This is a genomic window from Nocardioides sp. NPDC023903 (assembly GCF_040639295.1).
Taxonomy (GTDB): Bacteria; Actinomycetota; Actinomycetes; order Propionibacteriales; family Nocardioidaceae; genus Nocardioides.
Genome location: NZ_JBEZZS010000034.1, coordinates 15,837 through 31,288, shown reverse-complemented (window position 1 = coordinate 31,288; position 15,452 = coordinate 15,837). Strand labels below are relative to the sequence as shown.

Genomic DNA, 15,452 nt, shown 5'->3' with positions numbered 1-15,452 from the left:
GAAGGAAGCGAGCGTTGAGTGAGTTACCTCGGTGAGCATCCGGCGCCAACCGACGACCTGAGCACCACGTACGACGGGCCGCGGCCGGCGGCGCGGGTGGTTTCGCTGGTCCCGTCGCTGACCGAGGCGCTCGTCTCGGTCGCGGCGGACCGGGTCGTCGGGGCGACGGACTGGTGCACGCATCCTGCGGACCTGGACGTGCCCCGCGTACGCGGCACCAAGAACCCCGATCTGGCCGCGATCTCCGCGCTGGAGCCGGACGTGGTGGTGGCCAACAAGGAGGAGAACCGGGAGCTGGACGTACGCCGGCTGCGGGAACGGGGCGTCCGGGTCTGGGTCACGGACATCGAGACGGTCCCCCAGGCGATCGCATCCATGGAGAACCTTCTCGACGGCATCGGCTGGGACCGCCCGGACTGGCTGGCGGAGGCCCGCCGGCTCTGGTGCGGGCCGCTCCCCCGGGTCACCCGCCGGGTCGCAGTGCCGATCTGGCGCGATCCGTGGATGGTGGTCGGCTCACGGACGTTCACCGGGGACCTGCTGCGGCGGCTGGGCTGGGAGAACGTCTTCGGCCAGCACACGGACCGCTATCCGCACCTCGACCTGGCTGAGATCGACGGCGCCGGGGCCGACGTGGTGCTGCTGCCCGACGAGCCGTACGTCTTCACCGCCGAGGACGGCCCGGAGGCCTTCGCGCGTACGCCGACCGAGCTGGTCAGCGGCCGGTTGATCACCTGGTACGGACCGAGTCTGGTCGAGGCACATCGGTGGGCAGCCGGCTGATCGCCGGCACCTGAGCCAAGCCGTTGACGACGACCGAGAAGACCAGCAGGGCGAGCGCCCATCCCGGCTGGCCGGCGTCCAGGAGTGCCAGCGAGGCGAGCCCGAAGACGATCACCTTCACCACCGGCCGGATCACGGGCCCGCTGCGAGTGGCCTTGGGCGAGGCGAACAGCGCCCAGACGACCGCGGCTGCCACCGGAAGCAGCCAGACGAGCAGCCACCGCGGATCATGCTGCCAGCCCCAAATCCCGAAGGCCGCCATCGCCAACAGTTCGTCGACGAACACCAGGGTCAGCACGAACCAGCCGAAGACAGTCACGGCGACATCGTAGGGTCGGCCCACGCGTACGGCGCCTGAATATCGTCGTCGAGGATCACCTGGTCCACCGCTCGGTCTGAGTGAGCCGGAACAGCAGGACCAGCGGAGGTCCGACCACGACTCCCGCGATCGCGACGGCCACCAGCAGCGCCTGCAAGGTCGCATCGGCACCGCCCGCATCGGCGAGAAGAACCTCATCGACCAAGAGCCACGGATACTGGCCGACGCCCCAGCCGGAGATCACGGTGGCCACTGCGATCAGGGCGGGTAGCCGAGCGATCGCGAAGCGGCTCTTCCAGAGCAGCCACAAGGTGGTGACGCCGGCCAGGAACGAGCAGACGATCAGCGGCGCGGCCTGGGTCTCCAACCCCTCGGCCAGCGTCGGCGCATCCATCTGGATCGGGATCAGCGCGATGAAGACGATCAGTCCGGTGGCCAGACCCACCCCGAGAGTCCGGACCCGGAGGGTCGACGCAAGAGCGGGCTTCCCGGCACGTACGGCATCAGCGCAGAGGAACACACCGGCAAGGAAGGCACAGGTGCCGACGGCGATGATCCCTCCGAAGACCGAGGTGGGGTTCACCCATGACGACCAGCGGTCGCCATACCCCTCGGCGGGCACCCTGCCCGACGCGATCGCGCCGGCGACGGTCCCCAGGAAGAACGGCGTGATGATCGAAGAGACCGCGAAGACGACACCGAAGGTACGGGCCTGCGACAGCGTCGCGGAGTACTTCCGGAACGCGAACGACGCTCCGCGCAGGACGATGCCGAGCAGCGCCAGCAGCAACGGCACGATCAACGTCGTCATCACCGCCGCGAACGACTCCGGGAACGCGGTCCACCACACCACCAGGCAGTAGATGAGCCAGACATGGTTCACTTCCCACACCGGGCCGATGCTGTGGTCGACCAGCGTACGAAGCTCCGCACCCCGCCTCGCCCCACCGGCGGTGAGGTCGAAGAAGCCCGAGCCGAAGTCGGCTCCGCCGAAGAGCGCGTACGCCAGAACCCCGACGAACAGCGCCGCCGCGACCGCCACCTCCAGGCTCATGACCGGCTGTCCGCCGAGATCGCCGCCGGGCCGTACGGGCTCGGCAGGTCCTCGCCGCCCTCGCGCCATCGCCGCGCCATCGAGCGGAGCACCAGGACGGCGCCGATCGTCAGGAGCGTGTAGACAACCACCATCGTGCCGAAGACCCACCACAGACCCGGGTTGTCCCCGGCCGCGTCCACGGTGCGCATGACGTCGTAGACGACCCACGGCTGGCGGCCGACCTCGGTAGCGACCCAACCGGCCTCGAGCGCGACGACGGCAAGCGGTCCGGCGAGGACCGCGAACCAGCAGAACCAGCGGTTCTCCAACAGGTCCCGGCCACGCCAGCGAAACAGCCAGTAGACGATGGCGGCCAGCATCATCAGGCTCCCGATGCCGATCATCGTCTGGAACGCGAGATGGGTGATGTTGACCGGCGGGACGTCGGAGGCAGGGAAGGTGTCGAGTCCGCGCACCGGCAGGTCGAAGCTGCCGCGGGCGATGAAGGACCCCCAGTTGGGAATCTCGATGAAGTAGCGCGGCTCGCCGTCGATCATCAGCCCGCCCAGGCGCAGCGGCGCCGGTTGCTCGGTGGTGTCGGCGAGCTCGAAGGCAGCCAGCTTCGCCGGCTGTGTCTCGCCGAGCCGGATGCCGAGGACGTGACCGACGACAGGCTGGAGAACGGCCGCGACCGAGGCGAAGGCGAACGGCACCGTGAAGCCGAGCCGGTGATGGCGGTCGCGCCGGCCGCGGAGGGCGCCGGCGGCGTACACCGCGGCGACCACGAAACCCGCCACCATGAAAGCTGCCAGCCACATGTGCAGGAACTGCAGCAGCGCGCCCTCGTTGAACATCGCCTTCCAGGGCTCGACGTCGACCACCTCTCCGCGGGCGTTGATGCGGAAGCCGGTGGGCATGTTCATCCAGGCGTTGACGGAGATCACGCAGAAGGTGCCGAAGATCCCTGCCGCCGCCATCGGCACCAGGCAGAGCAGGTGCAGGCGGGGCGACATCCGTCCCCAGCCGTACAGATACAGGCCCAGGAAGATCGCCTCGGTGAAGAACGAGAGCCCCTCGAACGCGAACGGCAGCCCGAGTACGTCGCCGAACTTGCCCATCAGTCCGGGCCAGAGCAGCCCCATCTCGAAGCTGAGCACCGTGCCCGAGACCGCGCCGATCGCGAAGAGCACCGCGGAGACCTTCGCCCACCGCTTCGCCAGGACGAGCGCCACCTCGTTGCTACGAAGGCCGAGGAGGTGGACGACGAAGATCATGCTCGGGAAGGCGACGCCGAAGCAGGCCAGGATGATGTGCCATCCGAGCGAGAAGGCCATCTGCTGACGCGCCGGTAGGAGCCCCGCGGGCTCCTCGGTGGCGAACGCAAGCGCTTCGGCGATCACGGTTCGACCCTACGCACACCTCGGGCCGACTTGCCACCCGCAGCGCGGCAGCCGGGTCTGATGATCGGGCGGACGCTCAGCCGCGCGAGGTGAGAACCGCCAGGTCACGTACGGCATAGCGGTGGTGCTCGGCCTCTTCGGCGAGCACCACCTTGAGGCAGCGGCGTACGGGATAGTCGGCGTCGGGGTCGTTGCAGACCGGGCGCAGAGCCGGTCGAGGTCCGCGTCGGTCTCGACGTGCTCGACCCTGTCGACCTGCTCCTCAGCCATGGGCAGAGTCTTCGCCCGGTGGAGGCGCAGGTCAACGGGATTCGGCTAGCGACCGATCGCGTCCAGCTCCGCCACGTCATCCGCGCTGAGCTCGAGCGCGGCACCGGCGACGTTCTCGCGCAGGTGGTCGACCGACGAGGTGCCCGGGATGAGCAGGATGTTGGGCGAGCGCTGCAGCAGCCAGGAGAGCGCGACCGCCATCCGGCCTGCACCCAGCCGCTCCGCGACGACGTCGAGGGCATCGGACTGCAGCGGCGTGAAGCCGCCGAGCGGGAAGTACGGGACGTACGCGATGCCCTGCTCGGCCAGCGAGTCGATCAGGTCGTCGTCATTGCGGTTGGCCAGGTTGTAGAGGTTCTGGACGCTGACGACCGGTGCGATGCCCTGTGCCGCGGCGACCTGCTCGGCGGTGGCCTCGCTGATCCCGAGGTGACGGATCAGCCCCTGCTCCCGCAGCTCGGCCAGGACGGCGTAGGCGCGGGCGGCGCCAGCGACGTCCGTACCGCCCATCACCCGCAGGTTGACGACGTCGAGTGCCTCGAGGCCGAGGTGCTCCAGGTTGGAGTGGACGGCAGCGCGCAGCTCGTCGGCAGAGGCTGCCGGGAGCCAGGCTCCCTCGGCGTCGCGCAGCGCTCCGACCTTCGTGACGATGCGCAGGCTCTCGGGATAGGGATGCAGCGCCTCCTTGATGATCTGGTTGGTGACGTACGGCCCGTAGAAGTCGCTGGTGTCGATGTGGTCGACGCCCAGGGCGACCGCCTCACGGAGCACCGCGATCGCGGCGTCCCGGTCGGCCGGTGGGCCGAACGCATGCGGCCCCGCGAGCTGCATGGCGCCGTAGCCCATCCGGCGAACCGTGAGGTCGCCCAGTGCGTAGGTGCCGTACGTGTGCGTGTCTGTGTAGGTCATTGGTGGTCCTCTCGTGCTTCTCGGCGTCTCCAGCGTCCCTGGCCAGACACAGACGAGGGAGAGGGCCGCTGATCCTGGTAGTGCGGGGACCAGCCTGGAGCTCGATCCCCCGGCCGGCGCGCAACTATCGTGGAGACCGTGAGCGACGACAACCGGCTGGGCGTCTATCTCCGAGCCAGACGAGAGCTCGTACGTCCCGACGCAGTGGGTCTGCCGACCACAGGCGTACGCCGGGTCCCTGGCCTGCGCCGCGAGGAGGTCGCCCTGCTCGCCGGCGTGAGCGCTGACTACTACCTGCGACTGGAACAGGGCCGCGACCGCAACCCGTCACCGCAGGTGCTGGAGTCAATCGCCCGGGTGCTGCAGCTCGACGAGGCCGGCACGAGCTATCTGCTGGGCCTGGTCGCTCCTCGCGCACGACGTACACGTCGCCGCAGGCGGGCGCAGGTGCCACCTTCGCTCGCCCAGCTCCTGGAGGTCGTCGGCGTTCCCGCGGTCATCGAGGACCGATATCTCGACATCCTCGCCAGCAACGCGCTCGCCCGGCTTCTCGACCCCACCCTCGTCGTTGGCGAGAACCGTCTCCGTTCGGTCTTCCTCGACCAAGCGGTGCAGGCGCTGCATACGGAGTGGGAGTCGATCTGCGGCTCCCTGGTGGCCGCGTTCCGCACCTCGGTCGGGAGCGACACCGACGACCCTCGTTTCGTCGAGCTGGTCGGCGAGCTCTCCCTGGCCAGCGAGCGGTTCCGGCAACTGTGGGCGCGGCACGACGTCAAGGCCCTCGCCGGTGGCACCATGCTGCTCGACCACCCGCAGGTCGGGCCGCTGACGTTGCACCGCCAGAAGTTCACGCTCAGCGACGGGAGCGGTCTGATCATGGGCACCTACCACGCCGAGCCTGGCTCGGAGAGCGCCGAGAAGCTGGCGCTCCTCGGGTCGCTCGGGTCCGACGAGGCGGCGCGCCTCAACCAGCGCTGAGGACAGCGAGATCGCGTACGGCATAGCGGTGGTGCTCGGCCTCTTCGGCGAGCACGACCTTGAGGCAGCGGCGTACCTCGTAGTCGGCGTCGGGGTCGTTGCCGACCGGCGTGCGGGCGCAGAGCCGGTCGAGGTCCTCGGCGGTGAGCGCGTCGACATAGCGGCGGATCGTGGCCATCCGGGCCAGCCGCGGCTCCAGCACCTCCTCCAGGCTCGCCACCACATCCAGGGTCAGCCCGACCTCGGCGGGAGCGTCCATCGGCCCGTAACCGAGCGGATGGTAGGGCGATTCCTCCTCCAGCACGGGGTTTCCGAACCACTTGTCGCTGGCGTAGAGCAGATGACGCAGCGTCTCTACGAACGACCACTCGTCATCGACCCGCTCGTGGAGCATCTTCTCCGGCAAGCCCCGGGCCCGCTCGACCGTCGCTGCCCACGTCGCCTCGATCGCATCCCAGGCAGCACGGATCTCATCCGCGGTCTGCGCCTCACGGGCCAACACCCGGTTGGGCTCCGCGCGATCGAGCTCGGCCTCGACGTACGCCGTCACGTCGACGTCGTTGACCACGACCCGGCCGAAGTCGCCACCCAGATAGACGTCCTTGCCGAAGGCGTCGACGATCTTCAGCCGACTCTCGAACCAGCAGTCACGAATCTCCAGACCACTGACATCGCTCTGCCGGATCAGTGCATCGCGGAACTGGTCGGTCTCGGCGTACTCGGTCCCGCTCTGGCTGGTCATCGCCTCAGTCTCGTCCCGGGCCGCGACCCGGTCAACGCACTTATGGCTCAGCGGAAAGCCGGCTTCTCCTTGGCCAGGAACGCGCGTACGCCCTCCTTGAAGTCGGCACCCGTGTAGACCTCGCGCAGCAGGTCCTCATCGCCCTCCGGTGAGGCCTCCGCCCGGGCAGCGTACGCGGCGAGCTGGCTCTTGGTGGCCCGGACCGTGACGCCGGAGAGCTGCAGGATGCCCTCGACCAGCGCGTCGACCTCGTCGGCCAGCGAGTCGGTGACGGCGGTCAGCGCGCCGGTGGCGTAGGCGCGGTCCGCTCCGACCAGCCGCGCCGCGAGCAGCATCTCGCGTACGACCGGCTCGCCGAAGACGGCGGCCGCGCGGTAGACGATGGAGGCCGCGAGCGCGTTGCCGAGCGTCTTCGCGATCGGGTAGCCGAAGCGCGAGTGCGGCGTCGCGACCCGCAGGTCGCAGTGGGTCGCGACCGCGAGTCCGCCGCCGACACAGACGCCGTCGACCGCGGCGATGGTGACCTGCGGCAGCGCGAACAGCTTCTCGAGCAGCGAGCGGATCCAGTCCTCGTAGTCCACCGCATCGCGGGAGAGGAAGTCGGAGATCTCGTTGCCGGCGGCGAACGCGCGCCCGCCGGTGCCGGTCAGCACCAGCACCTTCACCGACTCGTCCGTGGCCAGCTCGTCGCACAGCTCGTGCAGCGCGCCGTACATCTCCGCGGTGAAGGCATTGTGCTTCTGCGGCCGGTTGAAGGTCACCTGTACGACGCCCGGGCGCCGCTCCACTACCAAGTCCTCGCTCACGAGAACCGAGCGTAGGGCACCGCTAACCCTCGACGAGCCAGCGTCCGAGCAGCGTCCCGTCGTGCTCGATGAGGGATCCCAGCGACACCGGTACGTCAGTGGGCGGCCCGGTCACGATCCGCCGGCCGTCGCCGGCGAGGAGCTTGGGCGTGATCGTGTGGCAGAGCTCGTCGACCAGGCCGGCCTCGAGCAGTGAGCCGAGAAGGGTCGGCCCGCCCTCGCAGAGCACGTGCTGCATGCCCTCCTCGTGCAGCCGGTCGAGTAGTGCCGACAGGTCGACCTCGGAGGTGCCGGCGACGTACACGTTCTCCTCGCCGATCTCGTCGCGCGCGGCGTCCAGACCGGGCGCCTCGGCGACCGTGGCGAGCCGCACTGCGCCGGGCTCGCAGCCGCGGAGATCGTCGGGGACCCGGCCGCGACGGGAGACGACGACGATCGGCGCGCCCTTGGCTTTGTACGTCTCGGCGATGGCGGTCCCGGCGCCGACCAGAACAGCGTCGGCGAGATCGCGCAGGACGTGGAAGACGTCGACGTCTACGGCGTTGTTGACCGTGCCGGAGCGGCCGTCGGAGCCGGTGGCCGCACCGTCCAGGGAGCTGACCATGTTGGCCCGCAACCACGGCAGGCGGAGCGGCGCGTAGATGGCGCGCAGGCCTTCGGGGGTCGTCGGGTCGCCGTCACCGTGCAGGAGCCTCACCCCGCAAACGTAACCGCTCAGGACACCCCGCTATCTTCATCGCATGAGTTGGTTGGTTACCGGAGGCGCGGGCTACATCGGATCGCACGTCGTGCAGGCACTGCTCGACGCAGGCATGGAGCCGGTCGTCATCGACGACCTGTCCTCGGGGTTCGCGAAGTTCGTGCCCGACAACGTCACGTTCGTCGAGGCGACATTGCTGGACAAGTCCGCGATCGAGCAGGCGATCTCCAACCACGGCGTCGAGGGAGTCATCCATCTCGCCGGCTTCAAGTACGCAGGCGTCTCGGTGCAGCGGCCGCTGCACACGTACGCACAGAACGTCACCGGCACCGCCAACCTCCTCGAGGCGATGACGGCCACCGGTGTCGACGCGCTGGTCTTCTCCTCCTCCGCCGCGACCTTCGGCACCCCCGACGTCGACCTGGTCACCGAGACCACGCCGACCAACCCGGAGAGCCCCTACGGCGAGTCGAAGCTGATCGGCGAGTGGCTGATCGCCGACGTGGCGCGCTCCGAGGGGCTCGCGCACACCAGCCTGCGCTACTTCAACGTCGTCGGCTCCGGCAGCAAGGACCTCTACGACACCAGCCCCCACAACCTCTTCCCGCTCGTCTTCGACGCGCTGGCCAAGGGCAAGACGCCGCAGATCAACGGCGACGACTACCCGACCCCCGACGGCACCTGCGTACGCGACTACGTGCACGTCGCCGACCTCGCCCACTCCCACGTCGTCGCCGCCAAGCGGCTCGCCGAGGGCAAGGACCTCGAGCCGGTCTACAACCTCGGCTCGGGCGACGGCTCCTCCGTACGCGAGATCATGGACGCCATCCGCGAGGTCACCGGCATCGACTTCGAGCCGGTCATCAAGCCGCGTCGTCCCGGCGACCCCGCCCGCATCGTCGCCACCGGCGAGCTCGCCCGGCGCGACCTCGACTGGGAGATGCGCCACGACCTGCGCTCCATGGTCGCCACCGCCTGGGAGGCCCGTCAGGCCGCAGGCGCCGACTACCCCAGCTGACGCCTCGGCGAAATTGAAGACGGCCCGCTCTTTCGAGCGGGCCGTCTTCGATCGAGAGCCTGGATCAGGCCTTCTTGGCAGCGGTCTTCTTGGCCGGGGCCTTCTTGGCCGGGGCCGGCTTCTCGGCCGGAGCGGCCTCGACGGTCTCGACCTTGGCGGTCTCGACCGGGGTCTCGGCGGGGGCCTCGGCGGCCGGAGCCTCGGCCTCGGCCTTCTTGAACTTCGCGACGAAGGTCTCACCGCGGGTGGCGAGCTTGTCGTAGGTGCCGGTGGCGGAGCCGGTGGTCTCGTCGAGCTTGGCCTTGACGGTGGTCTTCAGCTTCTCGGGGAGGACCGTGTACTGCTCCTTGGCCAGGGCCGGAAGGGACTTCGGGTCGAAGCCGATCACGGTGGTCTTGGCAGCGGTCGCCTTCTCGGTCGCCTGGGTCCGGTACTCGGTCGCCTTCTCGGTCGCCTTGGAGCGGGCGTCGGTCAGCTTGGTGGTCGCCTCGGAGCGGTAGCCGTCGACGCGCTTCTGCAGGTCGGTGGCGAGGTCCTTGACGGTCTCGTAGGCGAGGTCGGCGACGCCGGCGACGGCGTTGAGGGGCTTGGTGGTCTCAATCTTGGGCAGAGTGGGCATCTGGGTTCTCCTCGTGATGGGGTTCAGCGGTTTCATCGGCGGCCGGCGCATCGTCGGTGACACGACTGTTGAGAGCAAGGAACGAGTGATAGACGTCGAGCAGCGAGTGCTTCTGCCGCTCGGTCAGGCTCGGGTCGGCGAGCACGGCGAGCTCCACGGACCCCCCGACGTTGGAGTCGGGACTGAGGATCCCGGCACGGACGTAGACCTGCTCCGCCGAGATACGCAGCGCCTTGGCGATCTGCTGGAGGACCTCAGCCGATGGCTTGCGCAGACCGCGCTCGATCTGGCTGAGGTAGGGGTTGGACACACCTGCTTGGTCGGCGAGCTGACGCAGAGACATCTCAGCCGAGATCCTCTGTTCCTTCAGATACTCGCCGAGCGTGCCAACCGCACTCGTGACCTTGCTCTTGACCATGACTCCAGTGTGCTAACAATTGCTAGCAAACACAAGTCCTGGGCAACCAAAGTGACACACATCACCCACTAGTTGCTTCGTCAACCGGCGAAAACGCGCTGATTCGGGGCATCCCGAGGTCGCTAGCAGGCCGCTAGCAGTTCACAGAAGTGCGCGGATCTCCCCTACCCGTAGCCCGCCGCCGAAGATCGGCGCGTCGCCGGTCGCGCGCAAGGCGGCGGCGTCGACCCCGTCCAGGTCGCCGACCCCGTCCCGCAGCAGCGCGGCGGCCATCACCGCCGCGCGCGCCCGGTCACCTCCGTCGTCGGCCTTCAGCGCCCAAGCGCGGCCGTCGGGAAGCGCGACGGCGTAGACCGCCTCGGCGCCCAGCTTGCCGATCAGCCCGGGTACGGCCCGGTGCAAGGCGACCTCGTCGCGCGTCGTGCCCGAGACGTACTCGGGGTGGGACCGGATCGCCTCGGCGACCCGCGCGGCCGGACCGTCGACCGCAGAGCCGATCGTCGAGAACGCCCGCGCCAGCCCGGTCAGCGACGTGGACAGGGCCGGTGCTCCGCAGCCGTCGACGGTGACGTACGCAGCCTCGCCGGTGCACGCCTCGAGCACCTCCTGGATCCCCTCCTGGAGCGGGTGCTTCGGGTCCAGATAGTCCTCCAGCGGCCAGCCGGCCGCGACGCAGGTGGCGAGCATCGCGGCGTGCTTGCCGGAGCAGTTCATCGCCAGCCGGGTCTTCGGCTCATCGCGACGGAGCGCCTCCTCCCGCGCCTCGACACCGAACGGGTAGTCCTCGATGTTGCCCAGGGCTGACTCGTCCAGGCCGACGGTGGCAAGGATGCGGCGTACGCCTTCCTGGTGGAACGCCTCGCCCGAGTGGGAGGCGCAGGCGAGGGCGAGCAGGTCGGGCGGCAGGTCGAGGCCGAGGATCACCATCGCGAGGGCCTGGACCGGCTTGTTCGAGGAGCGCGGCAGGATCGGCGAGTCGACGTCACCGAGCGACCAGCTCACGGTGCCGTCGGCCGCCAGGGAGACGGCGGATCCGTAGTGGTGTCCCTCGACGAAGTCGGAGCGGATGATCTCGGCGAACGGCACAGGTGCTGGCATGGGGGCGAGACTATGTGAGAGTTGCCCCGTGTTCGCCGACCTCCTCACCCAAGACGCGTTCAGCGTGCTCGTGGTCAGCTTCGGCATCGGCATCGTCGTCGGGCTGACCGGCATGGGCGGTGGCGCCCTGATGACGCCGGCGCTGATCTTCCTCGGGGTGCCCCCGACGACGGCGGTCGCCAACGACCTCGTCGCCGCCTCGGTCAACAAGTCGGTCGGGGCCGCGGTGCACTGGCGCCACGGTTCACCCAACATCCGGCTGGCGACGTACCTGATCATCGGGTCGGTGCCGTTCGCGTTCCTGGGCACCTTCGTCCACAAGCTGGCGCCGGGCGACACCGACCACTTCCTCAAGCTCATCCTCGGCGGGGCCCTGCTGTTCGCGGCGGCGTCCTACATGTTTCGGATGTACCTGCAGCTACGCCTGGTCACCGGCGGAAACGAGGCCCCCGAGGAAGATCCCCGCCTGAAGCCGCTGCTCACCATCGTCATCGGCGCGCTCGGCGGCCTCCTGGTCGGCATCACCTCGGTCGGCTCCGGCTCGGTCATCATGATCGCGCTGCTGCTGGTCTACCCGACGCTCTCCGCGGTCAAGCTGGTCGGCACCGACCTGCTCCAGGCGGTGCCGCTCGTCATGGCCGCCGCGATCGGCCAGGTGCTCAACCACGGCGTCGAGTGGGCGGTGCTGATCCCGCTCATCCTCGGCGGCACCCCTGGCACCTTCCTCGGCTCCCGGATGGCGCGCTGGGTCTCCCAGTCGGTCATCCGGCGCGGCATCGTCATCATGCTGACGCTCTCGGGCGCCAAGATGCTGGGCGCCGACGCCACCTTCCTGCTGCTCCTCGGTGGCGCGATGCTGCTCCTCGGCCCGCTCCTGTGGGGCTTCATCCGCCAGTCGCGCGGCCTGGAAGCCTTCGACAACAACGCCGCCGCCTGGCGGCTGCCGGAGCGTTCGGACAAATAGCGTCGAGTCGGCTCGTCGTGACGAGCCGACTCGGCAGTCAGGCCTTCAGGTAGCGGCGCAGCGCGTCGAGGTGGTCCTCGGGCTCGAAGCCGGTGGCGGTGAGCTTGTCGAGGGACATCACCGAGTTGAGCGGTCGCGGCGCGACGCCCTCCTTGCCCGCGAAGTACGCCTCGGTCGAGGTGGCGCCCACATCGGCCCGGTCACGCCCCGACAGCGAAAACACCTCGGCGGCGACGTCCCGCCACGAGCACGGGTCACCGGCGTTGGTGCAGTTGTAGACCCCGTACGCAGCCCCGGACCGCAGCAGGTGAGCGGTGGCCGCGGCGAGGGTGTCGGTGAAGGTGAGCCGGCCGATCTGGTCGTCGACCACGGTGGGCGAGACGCCCTTCTCGGCGAGGGTTGCCATGGTGCGTACGAAGTTCTTGCCGTCTCCGACGACCCAGGAGGTGCGCAGGATGTAGTGGCGGGCGGTGCCCGCGACCGCGATGTCGCCGGCGGCCTTGGACTGGGCGTAGACACCGAGGGGCGAGACCGGCTCGTCCTCGGTGTGCTCGGTGGCGGTGCCGTCGAAGACGTACTCCGTGGAGTAGTGCACCAGGGTCAGCCGGTGCTCGGTCGCGGCCCGGGCGAGCAGCGCGGGAGCCGTCGCGTTGGCGGCCCACGCGGTGCGCCGCCCGTCGGCGGTCTCGGCGACGTCGACCGCGGTATAGGCGGCGGCGTTGAGGATGAGCTGGTAGTCGGGCCACGGCCAGGCCGCGACCGCCTTCTCATCGGAGATGTCCAGCTCGTCGAGGTCGACCGCGTCCGCATCCGGGAAGACCGACACGAGGGCCCGGCCGAGCTGGCCGTTGGCGCCGATGATCAGCGTCTTCTTCGGCTTCATCGGGGTGATCTCGGCCAAGCGCGGGTTGGCCTTGTCCTTCTCGGAGATCTCGGCGGAGTCCAGCGGGATCGGCCAGGCGATCGCGGCGGTCTCGTCGGCGAGGTTGAGCGCCGGGTAAGCGAACCCGGGACGCCAGTGGTCATTGACCAGGTAGGAGTAGACGGTGCGATCCTCCAGCGCCTGGTAGGAGTTGCCCACGCCTCGCGGCACGAAGACCGCGGTCTCCGGGCCGATCTCGATCGAGAAGGTCGTCCCGAACGACGGCCCCTCGCGCATGTCGACCCACGCCGCGAACACCCGCCCGCACGCGACCGAGACGAACTTGTCCCACGGCTCGGTGTGGATTCCTCGGGTCGCGCCACGGGAGGCGTTGAAGGACATGTTGTTCTGCACCGGCCCGAAGTCGGGGAGCCCCAGCTCCACCATCTTCTGGCGCTGCCAGTTCTCCTTGAACCAGCCGCGGGCGTCGCCGTGCACGGGCAGGTGGGCTACCAGCAGCCCCGGGATCGGGGTCTGCTCGATGGTCAGATCCGGCACGAGATCACTGCCCCTTCGAGGCGTACTTGGCTTCGGTCTCGTGCTTCAGCGGCGACCACCAGGCCTCGTTCTCCTGGTACCAGGAGATCGTCGCGGCCAGGCCCTTGTCGAAGTCCTGGTACTTCGGCTCCCAGCCGAGCTCGTTGCGCAGCTTGCCGGACTCGATGGCGTAGCGACGGTCGTGGCCGGCGCGGTCGGTGACCCACTCGATGTCGTCCTCGGGACGCCCGAAGTGACGCAGGATCGCGCGGACGACGTCGACGTTGGACTTCTCGCCGTCGGCACCGATCAGGTACGTCTCCCCGATCCGACCCTTCTCCAGGATCGTCCAGACCGCCGAGGAGTGGTCGTCGGTGTGGATCCAGTCGCGCACGTTGAGCCCGTCGCCGTAGACGCGCGGCCGGCGCCCCTCGATCACCTCGGTGATCTGGCGCGGGATGAACTTCTCGACGTGCTGCCAGGGGCCGTAGTTGTTGGAGCAGTTGGAGATCGTCGCGCGTACGCCGAAGGAGCGCACCCAGGCGCGGACGAGGTGGTCGGAGCCGGCCTTGGAGGCCGAGTAGGGCGAGGACGGCTGGTAGGGCGTGTCCTCGGTGAACCGCTTCGGGTCATCGAGGTCCAGGTCGCCGTAGACCTCGTCGGTGGAGACGTGGTGGAAACGTACGTCGTGCTTGCGGACCGCCTCGAGGAGCACGAAGGTGCCGACGATGTTGGTCTGGACGAACGGAGCCGGGTCGGAGAGCGAGTTGTCGTTGTGCGACTCGGCCGCGTAGTGCACCACTGCATCCGACTCCGCGACCAGCGGCTCGACCACCGCGGCGTCCGCGATGTCGCCGACCACCAGCTTCACCCGGTCCTCCGGGAGCCCCGTCAGCGATGCCTCCGAGGAGGCATAGGTCAGCTTGTCGAGCACCGTCACGTACGCATCGGTGTTGGCCACGAGGTGGTGCACGAAGTTGGAGCCGATAAACCCGGCGCCGCCTGTCACAAGAATCCGTCTCACCGGGTCATCGTAGGCAGAATTAACCACCCGGTGGTCGCCTCGCCCCGGTGGGTTCCCTAGAACGTGGGGTGAACATCCGTAGGATCAACTGATCATGAAGGGCATCATCCTCGCCGGAGGCACCGGCTCACGTCTGCACCCGATCACCCTCGCGATCAGCAAGCAGCTGATGCCGATCTACGACAAGCCGATGATCTACTACCCGCTGACCACGCTGATGCTGGCCGGGATCCGGGACATCCTGGTGATCACCACGCCCCACGAGGCCTCCGGCTTCCACCGGCTCCTGGGTGACGGCAGCCATCTCGGCGTCAACATCAGCTACGCCGAGCAGCCCTCCCCCGACGGCCTCGCCCAGGCGTTCACGATCGGCGCCGACGTCGGCTTCCTGGACGAGTCCGAGGACGGCGTCGGTCTCGTCCTGGGCGACAACATCTTCTACGGCCCCGGCCTCGGCACCCAGCTCGCCCGCTTCAAGACGATCACCGGCGGTGCCGTCTTCGGCTACCGCGTCGCCGACCCGCGCGCCTACGGCGTCGTCGAGTTCGACGAGAATCGCAAGGCCATCTCCTTGGAGGAGAAGCCCGAGAAGCCGAAGAGCCCGTACGCCGTCCCCGGCCTCTACTTCTACGACAGCTCGGTCATCGGGCACGCCCGCAACCTCAAGCCGTCCGCGCGCGGCGAGCTCGAGATCACCGACCTCAACCGGATCTACCTCGAGGCCGGCACCCTCTCGGTCGAGGTGCTGCCGCGCGGCACCGCCTGGCTCGACACGGGCACCCTCGAGGACCTCAACGAGGCGGCCAACTTCATCCGCGCCATCGAGCACCGCCAGGGCACCAAGATCGGCGCCCCCGAAGAGGTCGCCTGGCGCCAGGGCTGGCTCTCCGACGAGGAGCTATCCGAGCTCGCCCAGCCACTGCTGAAGAGCGGCTACGGGAAGTACCTGCTCGGCCTGCTGGCCTAGGC

Annotated in this window: 17 protein-coding genes; 5 read left to right on the top strand and 12 right to left on the bottom strand. The window is 69.0% G+C overall.

Annotated features, from left to right (window positions below):
* The first annotated feature begins 18 nt into the window (after positions 1 to 18).
* The gene (locus tag AB0F44_RS24975; protein WP_357359359.1) at positions 19 to 783 is read left to right on the top strand and encodes a helical backbone metal receptor; all 765 of its coding nucleotides are present in this window, start codon (positions 19 to 21) and stop codon (positions 781 to 783) included.
* Here AB0F44_RS24975 and AB0F44_RS24970 read toward each other — a convergent pair.
* The 4 genes from AB0F44_RS24970 to AB0F44_RS24955 form a co-directional block, all read right to left on the bottom strand.
* A complete protein-coding gene (locus AB0F44_RS24970) occupies positions 731 to 1,102 on the bottom strand; it encodes a YrdB family protein (protein ID WP_357359358.1) in 372 nt (123 codons plus the stop codon). The two genes, AB0F44_RS24975 and AB0F44_RS24970, sit on opposite strands and share 53 nt — an antisense overlap.
* Before the next feature lie 55 nt (positions 1,103 to 1,157).
* Positions 1,158 to 2,156 carry a cytochrome d ubiquinol oxidase subunit II gene (locus tag AB0F44_RS24965; protein WP_357359357.1) on the bottom strand — a complete coding sequence of 333 codons (999 nt, stop codon included), beginning with the start codon at positions 2,154 to 2,156 and terminating at the stop codon, positions 1,158 to 1,160.
* The gene (locus AB0F44_RS24960) at positions 2,153 to 3,538 is read right to left on the bottom strand and encodes a cytochrome ubiquinol oxidase subunit I (protein WP_357359356.1); all 1,386 of its coding nucleotides are present in this window, start codon (positions 3,536 to 3,538) and stop codon (positions 2,153 to 2,155) included. Before AB0F44_RS24960 ends, AB0F44_RS24965 begins: the two co-directional genes overlap by 4 nt.
* Before the next feature lie 315 nt (positions 3,539 to 3,853).
* The gene (locus AB0F44_RS24955) at positions 3,854 to 4,717 is read right to left on the bottom strand and encodes an oxidoreductase (RefSeq protein ID WP_357359355.1); all 864 of its coding nucleotides are present in this window, start codon (positions 4,715 to 4,717) and stop codon (positions 3,854 to 3,856) included.
* Positions 4,718 to 4,855: 138 nt separating this feature from the next.
* On the opposite strand from AB0F44_RS24955, the gene AB0F44_RS24950 reads away from it, so the two are divergent.
* The gene (locus AB0F44_RS24950; RefSeq protein ID WP_357359354.1) at positions 4,856 to 5,695 is read left to right on the top strand and encodes a helix-turn-helix transcriptional regulator; all 840 of its coding nucleotides are present in this window, start codon (positions 4,856 to 4,858) and stop codon (positions 5,693 to 5,695) included.
* Here the strand turns inward: AB0F44_RS24950 and AB0F44_RS24945 are convergent.
* Genes AB0F44_RS24945 through AB0F44_RS24935 form a run of 3 tightly spaced genes read right to left on the bottom strand, consistent with a single transcriptional unit; the run spans position 5,682 to position 7,940 of the window.
* Positions 5,682 to 6,437, bottom strand: a complete 756-nt coding sequence (locus tag AB0F44_RS24945) for a DinB family protein (RefSeq protein ID WP_357359353.1) — start codon at positions 6,435 to 6,437, stop codon at positions 5,682 to 5,684. The two genes, AB0F44_RS24950 and AB0F44_RS24945, sit on opposite strands and share 14 nt — an antisense overlap.
* 47 nt (positions 6,438 to 6,484) lie before the next feature.
* Positions 6,485 to 7,243, bottom strand: coding sequence for an enoyl-CoA hydratase-related protein (locus AB0F44_RS24940; RefSeq protein ID WP_357359352.1), 759 nt, complete (start codon positions 7,241 to 7,243; stop codon positions 6,485 to 6,487).
* A gap of 22 nt (positions 7,244 to 7,265) precedes the next feature.
* The gene (locus AB0F44_RS24935) at positions 7,266 to 7,940 is read right to left on the bottom strand and encodes a dihydrofolate reductase family protein (protein WP_357359351.1); all 675 of its coding nucleotides are present in this window, start codon (positions 7,938 to 7,940) and stop codon (positions 7,266 to 7,268) included.
* A gap of 43 nt (positions 7,941 to 7,983) precedes the next feature.
* On the opposite strand from AB0F44_RS24935, the gene galE reads away from it, so the two are divergent.
* Positions 7,984 to 8,961, top strand: coding sequence for a UDP-glucose 4-epimerase GalE (gene galE, locus AB0F44_RS24930; protein WP_357359350.1), 978 nt, complete (start codon positions 7,984 to 7,986; stop codon positions 8,959 to 8,961).
* A gap of 64 nt (positions 8,962 to 9,025) precedes the next feature.
* On the opposite strand, the gene AB0F44_RS24925 is transcribed toward galE, so the two are convergent.
* The 3 genes from AB0F44_RS24925 to AB0F44_RS24915 all read right to left on the bottom strand — a co-directional run bounded on the left by AB0F44_RS24925 (position 9,026) and on the right by AB0F44_RS24915 (position 11,096).
* Positions 9,026 to 9,580 (bottom strand): hypothetical protein, encoded by a 555-nt coding sequence (locus tag AB0F44_RS24925; RefSeq protein WP_357359349.1) that lies wholly within the window; start codon positions 9,578 to 9,580, stop codon positions 9,026 to 9,028.
* The gene (locus AB0F44_RS24920) at positions 9,558 to 9,998 is read right to left on the bottom strand and encodes a helix-turn-helix transcriptional regulator (RefSeq protein ID WP_350660964.1); all 441 of its coding nucleotides are present in this window, start codon (positions 9,996 to 9,998) and stop codon (positions 9,558 to 9,560) included. The genes AB0F44_RS24925 and AB0F44_RS24920 overlap by 23 nt, the downstream gene beginning before the upstream one ends.
* Before the next feature lie 141 nt (positions 9,999 to 10,139).
* Positions 10,140 to 11,096: an asparaginase gene (locus AB0F44_RS24915; protein ID WP_357359348.1), complete on the bottom strand. Its 957-nt coding sequence runs from the start codon at positions 11,094 to 11,096 to the stop codon at positions 10,140 to 10,142.
* Between the two features lie 28 nt (positions 11,097 to 11,124).
* On the opposite strand from AB0F44_RS24915, the gene AB0F44_RS24910 reads away from it, so the two are divergent.
* The gene (locus AB0F44_RS24910; protein ID WP_357359347.1) at positions 11,125 to 12,060 is read left to right on the top strand and encodes a sulfite exporter TauE/SafE family protein; all 936 of its coding nucleotides are present in this window, start codon (positions 11,125 to 11,127) and stop codon (positions 12,058 to 12,060) included.
* A gap of 37 nt (positions 12,061 to 12,097) precedes the next feature.
* Here the strand turns inward: AB0F44_RS24910 and AB0F44_RS24905 are convergent, their stop codons facing one another.
* A complete protein-coding gene (locus AB0F44_RS24905; protein WP_357359346.1) occupies positions 12,098 to 13,480 on the bottom strand; it encodes a bifunctional dTDP-4-dehydrorhamnose 3,5-epimerase family protein/NAD(P)-dependent oxidoreductase in 1,383 nt (460 codons plus the stop codon).
* A 4-nt stretch (positions 13,481 to 13,484) separates the two neighbouring features.
* A complete protein-coding gene (rfbB, locus tag AB0F44_RS24900; RefSeq protein WP_357359345.1) occupies positions 13,485 to 14,483 on the bottom strand; it encodes a dTDP-glucose 4,6-dehydratase in 999 nt (332 codons plus the stop codon).
* A 94-nt stretch (positions 14,484 to 14,577) separates the two neighbouring features.
* Between rfbB and rfbA the strand changes: the two genes are divergently transcribed.
* On the top strand, positions 14,578 to 15,450 hold the full coding sequence (rfbA, locus tag AB0F44_RS24895) for a glucose-1-phosphate thymidylyltransferase RfbA (RefSeq protein WP_141801304.1): 873 nt from the start codon (positions 14,578 to 14,580) through the stop codon (positions 15,448 to 15,450).
* Positions 15,451 to 15,452: the final 2 nt, after the last annotated feature.